Annotated in this window: 7 protein-coding genes and 1 pseudogene; 3 read left to right on the plus strand and 5 right to left on the minus strand. The window is 56.7% G+C overall.

Annotated features, from left to right (window positions below):
- The first annotated feature begins 98 nt into the window (after nt 1-98).
- From AO726_RS19455 to selO, 3 genes are all read left to right on the plus strand, one after another.
- The gene (locus AO726_RS19455) at nt 99-1,844 is read left to right on the plus strand and encodes a potassium/proton antiporter (RefSeq protein WP_058069767.1); all 1,746 of its coding nucleotides are present in this window, start codon (nt 99-101) and stop codon (nt 1,842-1,844) included.
- Between the two features lie 88 nt (nt 1,845-1,932).
- Nucleotides 1,933-5,244 (plus strand): mechanosensitive channel MscK, encoded by a 3,312-nt coding sequence (mscK, locus tag AO726_RS19460; protein ID WP_058069768.1) that lies wholly within the window; start codon nt 1,933-1,935, stop codon nt 5,242-5,244.
- Between the two features lie 60 nt (nt 5,245-5,304).
- On the plus strand, nt 5,305-6,765 hold the full coding sequence (gene selO, locus AO726_RS19465) for a protein adenylyltransferase SelO (protein WP_058069769.1): 1,461 nt from the start codon (nt 5,305-5,307) through the stop codon (nt 6,763-6,765).
- Between the two features lie 232 nt (nt 6,766-6,997).
- Here selO and AO726_RS19470 read toward each other — a convergent pair whose 3' ends face one another.
- From AO726_RS19470 to AO726_RS19485, 5 genes and pseudogenes are all read right to left on the minus strand, one after another.
- Complete coding sequence (locus AO726_RS19470; protein ID WP_058069818.1) at nt 6,998-7,642, minus strand: BRCT domain-containing protein; 645 nt, start codon at nt 7,640-7,642, stop codon at nt 6,998-7,000.
- Entirely contained in the window at nt 7,635-8,027 is a 393-nt protein-coding gene (locus AO726_RS21350; protein ID WP_206542523.1) for a hypothetical protein, read from the minus strand. Before AO726_RS21350 ends, AO726_RS19470 begins: the two co-directional genes overlap by 8 nt.
- 1,233 nt (nt 8,028-9,260) lie before the next feature.
- A pseudogene (locus AO726_RS21480) lies at nt 9,261-10,004 on the minus strand (UvrD-helicase domain-containing protein); the annotation flags it as partial.
- Entirely contained in the window at nt 10,001-12,298 is a 2,298-nt protein-coding gene (locus AO726_RS19480) for an AAA family ATPase (protein WP_058069770.1), read from the minus strand. The pseudogene AO726_RS21480 and the gene AO726_RS19480, both read right to left, overlap by 4 nt.
- A 290-nt stretch (nt 12,299-12,588) precedes the next feature.
- Nucleotides 12,589-17,514: an alpha-2-macroglobulin family protein gene (locus AO726_RS19485; protein ID WP_058069771.1), complete on the minus strand. Its 4,926-nt coding sequence runs from the start codon at nt 17,512-17,514 to the stop codon at nt 12,589-12,591.
- Nucleotides 17,515-17,522: the final 8 nt, after the last annotated feature.

Genomic DNA, 17,522 nt, shown 5'->3' on the forward strand with positions numbered 1-17,522 from the left:
TCCAGACGGATAACCGTCACACCCGCTAGAATCAGCTGTTGCATTCGGCGCTAAACCTGTATAGCGCCTGAAGATTTTCTTGTCCGGGAGTAGACGATTTGGATGCCAGTGCTATCAACAACCTGTTTTTGATTGGGGCACTGTTGGTTGCGCTCAGCATTCTGGTCAGCCCACTCTCAAACCGAGTCGGCGTACCGATTCTGGTGATCTTCCTCGGCGTCGGCATGCTGGCGGGCGTTGACGGCATCGGCGGGATCGTTTTCGACGATTACTCACTCGCTTATCTGGTCAGTAACCTCGCGCTTGCAGTGATTCTGCTCGACGGCGGCATGCGCACCCGTGCGGCTACCTTCCGCGTAGCGCTATGGCCAGCATTATCCCTGGCCACCGTTGGTGTGGTGTTGACCGCTGGCCTGACCGGCATCGCCGCCGCCTGGTTGTTTAACCTGAGCCTGATCGAAGGCCTGCTAATCGGTGCCATCGTTGGTTCCACGGATGCTGCTGTGGTGTTCAACCTGCTTAACGGCAAAGGCCTGAACGAGCGGGTCGGCTCCACGCTGGAGATCGAATCGGGCAGTAACGACCCGATGGCGATGTTCCTCACCGTGACCCTGATCGCGATGATTGCTGCCGGGGAGAACAGTTTCAGTTTCAAGATCCTCACCAGCCTGCTTGAGCAGTTCGGTATCGGTATCGCCCTTGGCCTGGCTGGTGGTTGGTTGCTGCTGCAACTGATCAACCGCCTGAGTGCTGCTGACGGTTTGTACCCGCTACTGGCACTCAGTGGCGGCATTGTGATTTTCGCACTCTCCGGGGCGGTCGGCGGCAGTGGCATTCTCGCGGTGTATGTCTGTGGTTTGGTACTGGGTAACCGCCCGATTCGCAACCGCCACGGCATTCTGCATATGTTTGACGGCCTGGCCTGGCTCAGCCAGATCGGCATGTTCCTGGTCCTCGGTCTGCTGCTGACGCCGAGCGAATTGTGGCCGATTGCGGTGCCGGCACTGCTGCTGTCGCTGTGGATGATTCTGTTTGCACGCCCGCTATCGGTGTTTATCGGTTTGCTGCCGTTTAAAGGTTTCAACCTGCGCGAACGCACCTTTATTTCCTGGATCGGCCTGCGCGGTGCGGTACCAGTGATTCTGGCGGTGTTCCCGCTGATGGCCGGGCTGGATAACGCTCAGCTGTTCTTCAATGTGGCGTTCTTCATCGTGCTGGTGTCGCTGTTGCTGCAAGGCACCACCCTGACCTGGGCAGCGAGCAAGGCGCGGGTTGAAGTGCCACCGATTCCCTCGCCGATCTCCCGCGCAGGGCTGGAGGTTCACCTGACCAGCCAGTGGGAGCTTTTCGTCTATCACCTCGGCCCGGAAAGATGGTGCATCGGCGCCCAGCTCAAAGAGCTGAAAATGCCCGAAGGCACCCGTATCGCGGCGCTGTTCCGTGGCAAAGAACTGTTGCACCCGTCCGGTAGTACCACGCTGGATGAAGGCGACATCCTTTGCGTAATCGGCCATGAGTGCGACCTGCCAGCGCTGGGCAAACTGTTTAGTGAACCACCCAAACGGGCTCAGGATCTTCGCTTCTTCGGTGATTTCGTGCTGGAAGGTGATGCTGAACTGGCGGCGATTGCCGCGCTGTATGGTCTGAAACTCACCGATGAAACCGAGCACGGCACCCTCGCCCGCTTTATTGCCTCAGAAATCGGCGGTGAGCCGGTTATCGGTGACCAAGTCGAATGGCAAGGCCTGACCTGGACCGTGGCCACTATGGAGGGGAACAAGATTCGCAAGGTCGGCGTCAAATTCCCCGAAGGCAACCGCCCAGGCCCCGCACTGATGCTCTGATCCCCGGATACATGGCACAAATAACGGGCAGCGAACGCGTAGCTGCCTGTTAAACTCTGCTTACCTTTCAGGTCCTGCGATTACTGCCATGACGCGCCTACGCCTCCTTCTGCCGTGCCTCTTTTTCTGCCTCTCTCTGACTACTCTGCACACACCTGCCGCAGAGACGCCTAAAGCTGAGGCGATCCAATCCAGCCTTGCGCAGTTGCCTGACCGCAAACTGCCCGAAGCCGAAGCGCTGGTGGCTAAGCAGGCGCTGGAAAAAGCCCTGTCACTGCTGACCGACCGCGACGCGACTCTCAAACAGCTGGCCGAGCTCGAAGCTCTGCTGAGCAAGGCCCCTGCGCAAATCCGCGAAGCCCAGCTGGAGCTTGACCGTCTGCAGGAAACCAAGCCGACGGATGTCCGTAAGCAGTTCGCTGAGGCATCTCTGACCACGCTGGAGCTGCGTTTAGCAGAGCGCAATGCGCAACTGGGTGACTGGCAGCAACTGCTGATCGAAGCCAACAGCCAGCTCATTTCCAGCAAGACCCGCCCGGAGCGCACTCAAGCTGAACTGAGCAATGATCAGGCACGCTCGCAAGCAATCATGGTCGCTCTGAAAAGTGACCGCGATGCAGGCAAACCCCTGACCAAAGAACGCCGTGACCAACTTAACGCCGAGCTGGCTCTGCTCGACGCCAAAAACCGCCTGAGCCGCCAGGAGCTCGCGGGCAACAGCCTGCTGCAAGATCTCAGCAACAGCCGCCGCGCGCTGCTCGAGGAGCGCATTGCGCGGATTCTGGTTGAGCTGCAAGAGCTACAGAGTCTGGTCAACGACAAGCGCCACGAGATTTCCGAGCAAACCCTGGCCGAGCAATCCAACGAGGCAAAAAAAGCCGGTAAGGACAGCCTGCTGGCCCAGGCAAGCAAACTGAACCTGAAATACTCCGACGATCTGCTGCAGGTAACGGACCGCCTCAACCGGCTAACCCATAAAAACCTGGAAACCAAACAGCAGCTGGACAACCTCAGCCAAAGCGATCAAGCCCTGGAAGAGCAGATCAATGTGTTGCAGGGCAGCTTGCTGCTGTCACGCATTCTCTATCGCCAGCAACAAGCTCTGCCTCAGCTGAAGCTGGACAGCGACCTGACCGAACAAATTGCCGACCTGCGTCTGAATCAGTTCGAACTCAGCCAGCACCGCGACGAAATCGCCAACCCGGAAGCCTATGTCGACAAACTGCTGGCCAGCTCAACCGAAGTAAACGCGGATAACAGCGAGCTGCGCGGCAAGCTGCTCAGCATCATCAACAGTCGTCAGGACCTGATCGACCAGCTCAACCGTGAGCTGAATGCGCTGCTCAATGAGTCGATCACCCTGCAACTGAACCAGAAGCAACTGCAAGTCACGGCTAACACACTGCGTAAAACCCTCGACGAGCAGATGTTCTGGATTCCCAGCAACAAGCCGCTGGACCTGGAATGGCTAAAGAACGCGCCGCAGCGCCTGGAACAGCAGATTATGGAACTGCCTTGGGGCTCCAACCTCAAGCAGTTGGCCTCAGGCCTGACCGGCCGCCCGCTGATCTTCCTGCCACTGCTCCTGCTGATCGGCCTGTTGCTGTGGAAACGCACCTATTTGCAGACCAAGCTGGACGAACTGCATAAAGACATCGGCCACTACAAAAACGACAGCCAGTTGCACACACCTCTGGCCATCACCCTGACCATTTTGCTGGCCCTGCCCGGTACTTTGTTCTTGGCGTTGTGCGGTTATGCCTTGGAACTGGATGCCCGCGGTCAGAACGCCAACCTGAGCCAGGCCTTCTACCAGATGGCCGAAGCCTGGTTGGTGTTCTACACCCTGTACCGCATTCTTTGCCCCAGTGGCGTGGCAGAACTGCACTTCCGCTGGGCACGTCAGAATGTTGCCTACTTGCAACATTACGTACGTCTGCTGGGCTTGGTGGTGCTGGCGATGGTGGCGGTAGTCAGCATTGCTGAACATCAACCGGCCAGCTTGGCTGAAGACGTGATCGGCATTGGCATTTTGCTGATCGGCCTGGCGGTAATGACCTGGCTGATGGGCCGCCTGCTGCTCGCTGGTCCCCTGCGTGAGCACGGTACTCGTCTGACCCAGCTCGTGGGTCTTGCCTTTACCGCCACACCGGTGATCCTGATCCTGGCTATTGGATTCGGTTACTACTACACCACGCTGAAACTCACCGACCGCCTGATCGACACCCTCTACTTGCTGATCCTCTGGTTGATTCTCGACAGCGCTTTCGCTCGCGGCCTGGCGGTCGCAGCGCGGCGTCTGGCCTATCAGCGGGTGCTGGCCAAGCGTCAGGCCCAGATCAAGGAGGCCGAGGACGGCACTGAGATTCCGGTGGAAGAGCCCAAGCTGGATATTGAGCAGATCAACCAGCAGTCTCAGCGCCTGATCCGCCTCGCCCTGCTGGGCTGTTTTACCGGCGTGCTTTACCTGATCTGGGCCGACTTGCTCAGCGTGCTGACTTATCTCGATGGTTTTGTGCTCTACGAATACACCAGCGGTACTGGTGCCGATACGTCGATGGTGCCAATGAGCGTACTGGACGTACTCGGCGCGCTGCTGGTCTCGGCCATCACCATCATCATGGCGCGCAACCTGCCGGGCCTGCTTGAAGTGTTGGTGCTGTCACGCATGCAACTGGCCCAAGGCAGCGCCTACGCCACCACCACCTTGCTGTCTTACGCCATTGCCGGTCTGGGCATCGCCAGCACCCTATCGATCCTCGGGGTGAGCTGGGACAAATTGCAGTGGCTGGTCGCCGCCCTCTCCGTCGGTATCGGTTTCGGTATGCAGGCGATCTTCGCCAACTTTATTTCCGGCCTGATTCTGCTGTTCGAGCGCCCGATCCGCATCGGCGACACCGTGACCATTGGCACCGTAACCGGCACGGTTAACCGCATTCACATCCGCGCCACCCACATCACCGACAGCGACCGCAAAGCCGTGGTGGTGCCTAACCAAATTTTGCTGACCAGCCAACTGATCAACTGGACCCTGACCGACACCGTAACCCGCGTAGTGCTGACCTTCAGCGTCAGCCGTGGTGCCGATCTGGATCAGGTTAAGGAGCTGCTCCTGCAAGCCGCTCAGGAAAACTCCCGCGTTCTGCGCGAGCCGGGGCCATCCGCACAGCTAACGCTGTATGGCTCAAGCCAAAACTTTGAGCTGAAGATCTACGTGCGTGAATTGGGCGACCGCAGCCTGGCCACCGATGAGTTGAACCGCCGGATTGACCAGTTGTTTGCTGAGAACGGTATTAACCTGTCCAGCCCATCCAAAGTGGAAGTGACCTTAGCCAACAGCAAAGGCCAAACCCACACACTGGAAAAAATCATCGAACAGCAGGCGGATGACCCCGCCTGATTGACCACCGCGGGCTATGTACCCGGCGGATTTAACTAACTTGCGTGCTGGAGACCAGCAGTGAAAGACCTCGACGAGCTGATCTTCGATAACCGCTTCGCCCGCCTGGGGGATGACTTCTCCACCTATGTGCTGCCCGAGCCAATCGAAGCACCGCGTCTGGTAGTAGCCAGCCAATCGGCGCTGGCACTGCTTGACCTGGACCCTGCAGAAGTAGAGAGCGAGCTGTTCACCCAGCTATTCAGCGGCCACAAACTGTGGGCTGAAGCTGCGCCACGGGCGATGGTTTATTCCGGCCACCAGTTCGGCGGTTACACGGCGCGGCTGGGCGATGGCCGTGGATTGTTGCTGGGCGAAGTGGTGAACAACGCCGGTGAACACTGGGACCTGCATCTAAAAGGTGCCGGGCTGACCCCTTACTCGCGCATGGGCGATGGCCGCGCTGTGCTGCGCAGTTCGATCCGCGAGTTTCTTGCCAGCGAGCACCTGCATGCACTGGGCTTCCCGACGTCCCGGGCGCTGTGTGTGATCGGTTCCGACACCCCAGTGTGGCGGGAGAAGCAGGAACGCGCCGCCATGCTCCTGCGTCTGGCACCGAGCCATATCCGTTTCGGCCATTTTGAATACTTCTATTACACCCGCCAGCACGATCAGCTGAAGCAGTTGGCGGATTACACCCTGAACAATCACTTTTCGGCATGCCTGGCTGAGCCCAAACCTTATCTGGCCATGTTTCGCCAAGTGATCGAACGCAACGCCGAAATGATCGCCTACTGGCAGGCTTACGGCTTCTGCCACGGCGTAATGAACACCGACAACATGTCGATTCTGGGCATCACCTTCGACTTCGGCCCGTACGCCTTCCTCGACGACTTCGACGCCAACCACATCTGCAACCACTCGGATGACAGCGGCCGCTACAGCTTCAGCAATCAGGTGCCTATTGCCCACTGGAACCTCAGCGCGCTGGGCCAGGCCCTGGTGCCTCTGGTTGAAATCGACGACCTGCGCGAAGCACTTGGCCTGTTCCTGCCGCTGTATCAGGCGCACTACCTCGACCTGATGCGTCGCCGCCTCGGCCTGCTAAGCGCAGAAGACGGTGATGAAGAATTGGTACAACGCCTACTGCTACTGATGCAGGGCGGCGCGGTGGACTACACCCGCTTCTTCCGCGAGCTGGGCGAAAAGCCTGCTGCTGAGACCGTGGCACGGCTGCGTGATGACTTTATCGACATTAAAGGCTTCGATGCCTGGGCTGCTGATTACGTTAGCCGCAGCCAGCGTGACGGGGATGATCAGGCAGCGCGACAGACTCGCATGCACGCAGCCAACCCGAAATACATCCTACGCAACTACCTGGCCCAGCAAGCCATCGAAGCCGCCGAACAAGGCGATTACGCTCCGGTGCGTGAACTGCATCAGGTGCTGTCCAAGCCCTTCGACGAGCAACCCGGCTTCGAACGCTACGCCGAGCGCCCGCCGGAGTGGGGCAAGCATCTGGAAATCAGTTGTTCGTCGTAACTGCGTACGCCTCACGGGCCAACAGGGCGCACTGAATTTGCAGGGTAGGCAAGACTGCAAAGCAGCTTATCCAGCCGTGGTGTTTAAACAGTTCGATGATTGTGAACACGCCACTGACTACTCGGTAGTGTCGAATAAGAAACTCGTAAATAGCCCTACTTTGGCTTGTAGATACCTACTAGTTTTCCGCAATACCTCTAGCTAACACCGACTATTCCTAAGTAAAAAAGCACTATCCAAATAGTGCTTTTTGCCAGTGTTCCTCACTGATTATGGATATATTCCCTCCAGCCTCTCGGATCTCCACCGCCTTTTTAATTTTGGTGCCATAAGTACTGTGAAGCCACTGTTCATTGCCTACACCACCTACCACCAAGTAGCTAATCTTCTTACTGACACTAGGAGCAATCCTCCCACCACGCTCAGTGACTAGAGCTTCACAATCCTTACGAGGACCGTAGGCCATAACACCGGTGAAAACAAAAAGTCTGCCCTCCCACTCCAGCTCTGGCGCAGGAACACAAAGAGGCAAATTTGTGGGTGGAGTGAAAGAGTTATCGGCAGCACGAGGCTTACCAGCACCAAGACCAGCAAAACTACGAAGCGTAGAAAGCAATTCACTTGCCTCCTCAGCATCGAGTACGCCATCAGCAAGCATGTCAGAAAGACGCCGATACAAGAGGTTAATTACGGGATCATCTAGATGAGCAAGATTGGATGAAATCCAGTCCCTTAAGAACTCTGCTTCCTGCTGATTGACTTGCCCGTCTGCGGTGATACCAGCTGAAAGGCCAATCAGTGCATCGGCTGAACGCCGATCAATCCGGGCCTCATGGTAAAAGCGGCTGTTGTTAAACTCTCCATATAAATCAACCATCCCCATCCACCTCTTCTGCGCTGTTCTGCTGATCTGCCAACTTGGACAAGTCGGTAGTAAAGGTAACTATCATTCCAGTTACCGTGCAGGTCATTGTGAGCTCGGAGTCCAACTCGATGCGGAGGTCGTCGCCCCGCAGCCCTTGCCACTGAGCTAGATACTGCATAGCTCCAAATTTCTCTTTTTTCTTTAGTGTGCGGGAGTTACCACCTTTCCAGTTAAGGGGCGGCAGAGCTCCATGCTTACAGCGCTCCGCAAGCTCACTGTCTTTAAGAGCCCGCTCCCGTCCGATCTCCCAGCACTTGATAAGCCCCTGATCAAGGCCTTGCCAGGTTTCTTCCCAAGTCAAACCTTCTCTGCAAGGCACGGAGATACTTCGCCAGATGCGCCGCGGTGTTGGTGTTGGTGTTGGTGTTGGGACAGCCTGCACCTCATCTGGCAAGAACCAATTGCTGCTCTTGGCATAGGCTAAGGCTTGCTTTTGATTTTTCGCCCATAACACCAGCGCCAAGCTTTCTTTTGCGCGGCTACACGTGACATAGAGGAGACGCAAGGTGCGATCAATCGACGTCTCCTTCTGCTCCAGAATGTTCTTGTTATCTGTTTCCCCTAGAGGGGCACCAAATAATTTGTCATAGGAAAACAGATTTCCAGCAGCCTCCTCATCGTCCATCACCACCATCACATGATCAAACTCAGAGCCTTTGACCACCTGATGCGTAGCTAGCTGCGACTCGCCTTGCAGGTACAATTTGAACCGTTCTAACTGACACCAAGGTGCCTTGAACAGTGCATGCCAACCTCTAGCTATTCGACTCTCGGAACTTTCTTTCTGCCTAGAGGCTGGAGGCTCCGGAGGTGGCGCGGTGTTATGAAAAGCCGCCGTGAGACGTGCGTCGACCTCAAATAGGCGGCTATGGATTATTGGTTCAAGCACATCTCGAACAGTGGCCGTAGCACGGCCGCATGCTAGGGCAAATTCCTCAACACCAAGCTGGTAAGCCTTGAGTTGCGCTAATCTCGCAGTGTCATCCCCTGGCAGGTGTTGGAGTCGGTCATAGCGGTGGAGCACCTCTGTGACAGCGAAATCCGAAACAATCAGGCCAGACTTAACACAGCCCGCCAAGTCCATCATCTCTCGCAGCAAAACCCTGATGACTGCGGGGCCTGAGCTATCTCCACTGATATCTGGGCGAACTGCGTCAGGATCAATGAGGGCTATGGCATCGTAGGCTTCTGCAAAATTCCCTCTCCGAGCAGCCAGTCGATGCTCTAAAGCCAGAACTTTGAAACCCTTACCCGAAGGGTTCCAATCTTCACTTTTCGTGGCCGACTCCATCGCCACAGCACACAGTGCCTCGCGACCAATCTTCTCCTCAGAAGAGAGAGCACTATCTCCGATATAGAGACGCACAAGACCTTGAGACTTCTCCGAACGAGGATGTTGCCTTACACCGGTCTTTGCCTGAGTACGGCCTTCTAAGTCGGCATCCCAAATATCATTTATCAGATCAACGATGCGCCGCTGACTACGGTGATTCATCTCAAGTTTTGGTGTTGCCCAATCCATGGGAACAGCACTGGGAAGATCGGCATGCCCATCTAGGTATATCCGCTGGCGGTGATCACCAATCAAACCGAGTACTAGTTGAGTGGGTGCCTCGGCTGCGACATGAAGCAATGCTTCCAGAACACCTTTCATCGTGTCCTGAGACTCATCAATCAAAATAACCGGATGTTGATCTCGAAGAATCTTCCGTAAGGAGGGTTTTTCCTTGAGCAACCAGGCCGCCACCTTAAGCACCTGATCGTGGCTCAGAGCTCCCTCTCCAAATCTGTTGCGATCAGGGTTGTATCGGAACTCAGGGGTTTCACGTATAGACTCGGCCTTGGCCTCAAGCGCTGCTATTTTCTCTTGATCCTTCTCCGTCCATCCCTTCTTCCGACCGTTAGCCTCTGCAAGGACCTTCTCCAACTCTAGGGCATTTAGCTGAAGCAACGCCTGGCGGATGTCGTCGTCAAATCCTTGGATAAGATCCCAGCAAAAAGAATGGATCGTTGCAACCTGTGTGAGGTCGTTAAGCCCTAAACGACCAGTGATTACCAAAGCTGCGTTCTTTGTATAGGTGATGACCCGAATCGTTTGTGATCGTGCGCGGAGCCTTTTAGCAAATATCAAGCCTGGGGCGTTCGGTTCTATTCCCGTCAACTTGCGAAGGACAGAAACCAAGGTTCGGGTTTTGCCTGCACCGGCCCCGGCAAATAGAAAAAAGCTTCTTGCGGGCGTAGCAGTGATGTAACCGAATATCTCATCTACGACGCCTGCATCACGGTTATTGGCAGCAGAAACAGCCCCTGTCATTTTGGCGCCCCTTTCAGGGGGTTAATCTCTTTATCCAGCCAAGCGAGTGCTTTAGCGATGTAACCTGGGCAGACAATCGAATTGTCCATACTTGCCCGCTCGAACATGGTGGCCGCGAACTCTCCTTTCTTGAAATTCTTGCGCAACAACTTATGAAGCTCGTTGCATAGAGTTTTATCATCGGGGTTTGCAGCAACGACTTTAACGACCGCTGCAAGTGGTCCAGACAGTTTTTCTACCGCCTCCTCTCCCTGCTTCGCAGTCTTACTCTCCTCAGCCAGCCCCCTGAACCAGCCAATATTGGACAACACTAGCGAGTCCTCAAAAGAGCTTGGCCAAGGACCATCATCGGTAACAGGGAGCTGCCATGCAAAGCGCACTCGCCCCCCTTTTTCGCTGCTCCAGATAAGGTCTGCCTCTTTTGGCGCAGACATTAAGTGAAGCTGTTTCAGTCCTGGATGCCACTCATTCAGAGTGTCATTACCGCATTCTAAGTTGGCTGGGTCGTCTATCGGCGCAGCCTTCCGTACAGGCTTACCACTCTCGGATGTGGTCAACTGGACTGGATCAATGTCAGTGATTACAACAGTTGGAACTCCCAGCTTCTCAACAAGCGGTCTCAGCCGGTGAGCGTGACGTCCTCCGATATCAAGGAAAGATAGGTATCGTTTGTTCAGTTCAGGAAATTCACGCTCGATAAATAGAGGCACAAGCATGCGCTCGGCTGTGCCTTCGACGAAAATTGCTGCATCAGCAAATAACAGATCGGAGTGCTGAACTCGAAAATATCTCTCAGCGAAAATTCGCGTTTCTCGATCCTCACCAAACGCATCTGCAAGGCTGACTACGTCAGAACTATGCATGCCGCAAGCGCTATTGGTAGGAACTCTCCGGATATACCGCAAGCGATCAAAATTTTCAGCGTGAGCAAGATGGCTCGCATGCGTAGTGATAATGAGCTGACTGCTGAGATGCTTGTATTCGTCGGCAGTAGGTGTGATCAACTCCGCTGCACGATGCGAAAAAGTTCGTTGCACCTGGACATGCAAGTGTGCCTCCGGCTCCTCAATCATCACCAGATGCACAGCAGCAGGAGCACCTTCCACAGGCTTCAATCTGGATTCGCGGAAAGAGACGAGCTGATAGCTGAGGGACTGCAAGTTCTGGTAGCCCAAGCCAATTGAGTGTTCAGGCAAGAACATGTTTTCGCTGGTGTCGTATAGGCGGTATTGCACAGCCGTACTGTGGTCAAGCAGATCCCCCGTTTGGATTCGTGTTCTGAAGCTAATTTCCTGTGGATCATGAAGACCTGGATAGCCGAGCGTTTTCACTTCTTCGATGGAGGTAGATAAAGCGTCCTTTATTCGCTGATCCAGGTCTTGTTGGGCCTCAGCTATTGCTTTGACTAGCTCAGGCTGGTTGCCCTGTCCACTCGTAGCGATATTCAGGTGTTGACGGGCGTACTTCAGTAGTTGGTTTGAGAATAGACCAACCCGATGAGTACCTGTGCTTGAGCGTGACTCGGCCTCTTCTGCTCCAAAGCCACGTTGAGCGGCCACAAAATCTACTCGGAACAACCTCGAAAGCTTGGCACGATCTATTGGCGTAGAACCTGGCGGGAGGGGCTGTGGTGTTGTCTGAGCAATATTTGGCAGCGGCCCTTGCAGCGGATCTAGCTTATAGATCAGGACACGACCAAGGTCAGAGGGATATCTGAGCCAGTAGTCAAGAAGATCCACAGGCCATGCTTGCGCTGCCTTATCAAATTCTTTTACAGGATCCCTTGCCTCTCTATAGCGCCAAGCTAAGCGCTGGAGGTCTTCAACTGATGAGGCTGGCTCAAGCCGCAGGCGTATACCAACAGGTCCGCCATCCCAACTAAGAGAAGTGATAAATGGAGAAACTAAGTGATAAGAACCAAGTTTTGCATCAAACCAAAGGTCCAAAGTTGGCATGCAACCAAGCAGCGTATCCAGTTGAGTTTGCCATTGCTCAATACTCGAACCATCAGATGCTGGGTCTTCAGTTAACGCGTCCCACTGCTCCCCCAAGTCTCGCAGTTTTTGCCATTGGTCGAGGCTGATATCAAAAGGGCCGAAGCTGCTTGAGTCTGAAAGAAAGTTTCGGATTGCGAGAAAGATAGAGGTTTTACCGCTGTTGTTCGCGCCGACTAGAACTGTCGTCTTTTGATCAATGTGCACTCGAGTTTGAGCAAGACGTCGAAAACGACTGATTTCAATACAGGAAAGGCTGAGGCTTACTGATGGACAAGGCTTAGACGTCTTAACGCTCATCGATACCCCTTATTTGTTCGCGAGATTTCAGCGCTGCCGAGTGGCTTAATGATTGGTAGGCAGATAGATAAACCTGCTATCACTCCTATTAATGGCTTGCCGCTTTCAATGAGCAATAAATGCCTCGCCCAAGAGATGGCATATAGCCATAGATAACGCTTCGAACGAGTTCCCGCAAGAGGGACTTAACTCCTATATCTATTCCGCTCATTGCCATTACAGGACACTGCTGATCGCCCAAAAAACTAGGGCCTGTACTCAGACAGGCCCTAGTCACTCACTACCGCGCGCTAGCGCTCAAACACATTCATCACCCCAGGCGATGTGCCCACGGCATGCCAGTTCGGCCGGTACATGGATTCAACCTGCGGTGGCGGCACGCGGTAGCTGCCCGGCGTTACTGCGCGGGCCAGGTAGAGCAGATGGGTGGTGTCGTAGCTTTCTACATCCACCGCAGCCACATAACGATCGGCGCGGAACTCCTGATGCTTGATGTTGGCTTCCTGCATTTGCTGCAACGCTTCTTTCATGGCGCTGCTGGCGTCTTCCAGGCTGGCGGAGCTTTGCGCCAGATTCTGGTTTTCCAGTTCAAGGCCTGCGGGCAGCAGGTCCACCACCAAGGCATCCGGCACGCGCTGGTTGGCGCGGACTGTCAGGTGTACCAGCACCAGCTCGCCGCTGCGCAGGTTGCTGATATCCAGCGCATTGCCCTGCATATCCAAATAGCGGCGGCCGATGGACAGGTTCTGCCCGGAAGCCGCCGGCGCATGGGTCGGATAGCCGGACAGGGTGAGCTGCTGGTATAGCGGCGTTTCCGACGGGTTGGCCGAGGTATTGGTGACGGTGAACGGCGCGACCAGATCCTTGCCATCCAGCTTCACACCGCCCTGCTGATTGCCCAAATCAAAACTCAGGCTGCCGCTTTGCAGGCTGGCGCTCCAATTCGACTCTGGTTTGTTGATCAGGTTACGACCGGCGAGGAACAGCGCGTTGCTTTCCTGCGTGGACAACCAGCGCTGGCTGGCGACTTCATCAGACAGTTCAAATAGGCGCTGTTCGCGGCTGTTCGCTGCCAGATTGTTCTCCTCCAGCAGGGCCAGAATCAGGGCCTGATCGCGCAGTGCGCTGCCGTAATCCCCCAGCCAATCACGGGTATTACGGCGGGCATTCAGGCCTTGCTGCAACACTTCATCGGCGCGAGGCTTATCGCCCATTTTCTGCAGGGCAATCGCCAGCTGCACCAACGGCAGGCCAGATGCGCTCTGGTTGCGGCGCTCATACAAGCTACGCAGGGAGCCAAGCGGTGCTTGTTGGCTGCGCGACAACACATAACCGGCGTAAGCCTGCAAGGCGAAACGGGCGTGGGCGTTGTTGTCGTTGTAGCCGAGATCAACCACGCTGCTGTCTTGCAGATAACGCAGCAGCCGCTCGCTGGCTTTTTTCAGCGCCTCTTCTGGCACACCAAAGCCCTGCTCACGGGCACGCAGGAGGAAATCGGTGACGTAAACCGAGACCCACGCGGCCTCTTCACTGTCCGCGCCCCACATGCCAAAGCTGCCGTTGTGGCGCTGCATGCCCAGCAGGCGGTCAATACCAATCTCAATGGAGCGCCGGCGTTTTTCTTCCGGCTCGCCCTCTATGCCGAGGCGCTTCAGCGACGCATTGTCCGCGTACAACGACGGATACAGGCCGCTAGTGGTCTGTTCAGCACAGCCATACGGATAGGCTTTCAACGCCCGGATTTGCTCGCCGATGTTCAGCGGCGGACGGCTGGACAAGGCCAGACGCGCCTCCAGCCCGGCCGGTTCGAATGACTCCACAGCACTGTGCGGCAGCGTCCAGTTTTCGTCTTTGATCACGGCGCGGAACTGCTGCAACTGCGCCGGGAACGCCGGACGTACACCGATCTGCCACTGACGGCTGAACGGTGCAGCGCCCTCCGGCAATTGCAGGCCCTGCACGTCCACCTTGATCACACCTTCGCCGTAACCGCCGTGGGCCCTGACCGGGATTTTCAGGGTATTGCGCTGTTTATCTTTCAGGGCGACCGACAGGCTCTGAGTGGCCTGGCCGTTTTCCAGCGCCAGCTGGCCTGTGGCCGAAACCAGAACAGTCAGGTTCTGCGCCTGCCCGGAGAGGTTGTTGAGGTCGAGCGCGACGCGGGTCTGGTCGCCACCGGCCATAAAGCGCGGCGCAGCCAGTTCAGCCACCAGCGGTGCGGCTACAACGGTCTTAGCTTCAGCGACGCCAAATTCTTCTTCGTCCCACACCTGCGCCATCAACCGCAGCTCGCCGTTGAAGTCGGGGATGTTCAGGGTGACTTGCGCCTCGCCCTGTTCATTCAACGTCACCGCCTCGCTTTGCAGAGCAACGATTTGCACCGTGGTATTGGGGCGTTTGCCACCGGCAGCCATCTCGCCGTCACCACCGAAAGCCAGCGAAGCCACTCGGCCCTGACCGGCTTCGATCAGTTGCCCGTACACGTCGAACTGATCTGCACCGTAGGCCTTGCGCCCGAAGAAACCGGTGAACGGGTCAGGCGTTGCGTATTCGGTGATATTGAGGATGCCTACATCCACCGCCGCAAGCAGTACGCGGGCTTTTTCAGCGGCGCTGCCGTCAGCCTTCTGCGCTTTGACGCTGACTGTCAGCGGCTGATTCGGACGGATGCGCTCAGCCGCGTTCAGTTGCAGCGCCAGCTTGCGCTCGTTGCGATCCAGCGGCAGATGCAGCAGGCCCACGGCGCGTTTAGGCGTGGCATTGCTTTTGCGCTCGCCGGGACGAATCACCAGTGCGCTGATGTACAGATCATGCCGCGCCCAGGCTTTATCCACAGGCACAGAGAAGGTTTTGCCTTCAGCCGGTACGTCGATCTCTTCCCACCACAGCGGCCCTTCGCTGGACTCCACCATCAGGTAGCCCTTGCCTGCTGCGGGCGGCGTGACCGTAACCTGAGCTTTTTCGCCATCGGCGTAGGCCGGTTTATCCAGCGCCAGCTTGACCTGATCCGGGCGTACCGCGCCGCCTTCGGCATTGTCCTGCCAGCGGTAACCGGCCCAGAAACGCAGGCTGCTGAGCAGGCCGGTCTGGCTGTCGATCACTTCAACGCGGTACGGCCCCCACTCCACCGGGAAGCTGACTTTGGCCGTGCCGTCCTTCTGCACAGCAACAGTTTCTTCCGCCAGATTCAGGTACTTCTCGGTGTAGCCGTGGCTCCAGCCATCGCTCTCGGAGTAGTTCCAGTAGTAGTCGCGGCGCTCGCGCACCAAGCGCACTTTCAGCTCATTGGCAGCCAGTTTGTTGCCGTTGATATCGGCGACTAGCACTTCGAATTCGGCCAGACCGTCGGCATCGACTTCTTCGCCATCGAACAGACCACGCACACCCGGCAGGCGATCCGCAGGCCAAACCGGCTGGGTAACACGACGGGTAATGGCACGGCCGCCTGACTCCTGCAGGCTGGCCTGTAGGGTCAGATTCAGCGGTGATTTAACCTCGCTCCAGCGGCTCTCCTGATAGATCTGGCCGTGGCCGTCGTCATCCAGTTTGATCTCGTCCAGTTCGATGTCTTCGCTCAACTCGCCTTCGGTTACCGAGCCGAATTGATAGCCGGGCAGTTTTTCCACGGCCTCGCGGGCCGGGCGCACATACAGCTGGCCGCTCAGGCGATTGCCCGAGGCAGGCGCGCCGTACAAATAACGACCTGTGACGTCGAAGGTGACGCTTTCATCGGGGCGATACGCAGCGTCTTCGCCACGGCTTTTCAGCTCCAGCGCCATGCGCTCAGGGAGGAAGTCTTCAACGGAGAATTCGTACAGCTGCGGCTTGCCGTCACCCAGATCGAGCAGCAGCTTCCAGCGGCCAGTAGGCGCTTCATCAGCCAGTTGCAGCTGATATTGATAGAAGCCGGACTCGTCCGCCTGCCAGACAAACTTACGGCTGACCTGCTCATCCGGCCGACGCACTTCGACATTGACCGGCTGGTTGTTGACCTTGCGACCGTCAGCGGTGCGCAGCAGGCCATTGAGCAGCACGGTTTCACCGGGGCGATACAAGTCACGCGGGCCAAACACAAAGAACTGCAGCGGGTGAGCTTTCGGCCCGGTGATATCGAATTCGGACAAATCCAGCGCAGCGGTGTTCAGGCGCAGCAGGCTGGTCTGGCCGTCTTTATGGGCAATGACCAGCTCGGCCTTGGCAGGCAGCGGCAGCTCGGCGTGGCCGTCGGAGTCGGTCTTGGCTTCGGCCAGCAGTGCCCCTTTGTTATCCACAACCTCAAGATTCACACCGCTGATGGCGCTGCCACCTTCAAGTGCTTGAGTGAACACATCCAGGCGATCCTGATAGCGACGGGCCGACAGGCCGATATCGCTCAGACTGAACAGCGTGGCGGGCTGGGAATAGTTGTAGGTCCCGGCCTGACGCATGACGGCCAGATACAGGCCCGGCTCTTTAAAAGCCTCAACACCGCCAATCGGCAGCAGCAAGGTTTCGCGGGTATTGCGCTTGGGGTTCAGGTCAAAGCGGCCGGTGTAGACCAGATCGGCCATAGGCAGCAATTCACGGGACTCCCAGTTATCCAGCATGCCGGACTGATTCCAGCGGTTAAGGAAGCTCGGCAAGGCATCGGATTTGATGCGGAAGAACTCGACGTTGACCTTATCCACATTCAGCGCGATTACCGGCAGGCCTTCGGCAAGGCGTGCAGGCAGCAGCGAGCCACGGCTGGCAAAGCCAACGGTGGGTTCGATATCCCGGGTTTCCAGACGGGTCACGTGCTCGCTAGCCAGACTCTCGCCATTCACGGCCTTGAGCCCGGCATCCACGGTCAGCACCAGCTTACGCTTGGGCTCCAGATGGCGCATGCGCACTTCCATCCGGTTATCGGACAGCTCCCAGGCACCGTCCACTTTGCCGTCCTTGCTGTCGACCAGATGCAAGCGGTCTGCGAGTTTCTGATCCGCGTCCAGCGGCACCGAGAAGGTCACCGACAGCGTGCTGGCACCGTCCAGCTGGACCTCGGAGACGTCGATCACAGAAAGGTCACGACCGGCATAACGCTCGGCCAGTGCCTTGCTGTCCAGCTTGGGTTTGGCAGCCTCGGCTACCACGGGTGCAGCGGTTGTTGCAGCGGCCTCCGTGGCTTTGTCTGTGGATGAGTCACAAGCACTGAGCAAACCCAAAACCAGTGCCAGAAGTATTCCTTTCTTCTGCATCGCTACGA

It is taken from the genome of Pseudomonas sp. TTU2014-080ASC (assembly GCF_001446935.1).
GTDB lineage: Bacteria > Pseudomonadota > Gammaproteobacteria > Pseudomonadales > Pseudomonadaceae > Aquipseudomonas.

Bases quoted from the DNA above. Each gene is read 5' to 3' on its own strand.
- mscK (WP_058069768.1), top strand. From the start codon at position 1,933: ATGACGCGCCTACGCCTCCTTCTGCCGTGCCTCTTTTTCTGCCTCTCT.
- AO726_RS19470 (WP_058069818.1), bottom strand. From the start codon at position 7,642: ATGGTTGATTTATATGGAGAGTTTAACAACAGCCGCTTTTACCATGAG.
- AO726_RS19480 (WP_058069770.1), bottom strand. From the start codon at position 12,298: ATGAGCGTTAAGACGTCTAAGCCTTGTCCATCAGTAAGCCTCAGCCTT.
- AO726_RS19485 (WP_058069771.1), bottom strand. From the start codon at position 17,514: ATGCAGAAGAAAGGAATACTTCTGGCACTGGTTTTGGGTTTGCTCAGT.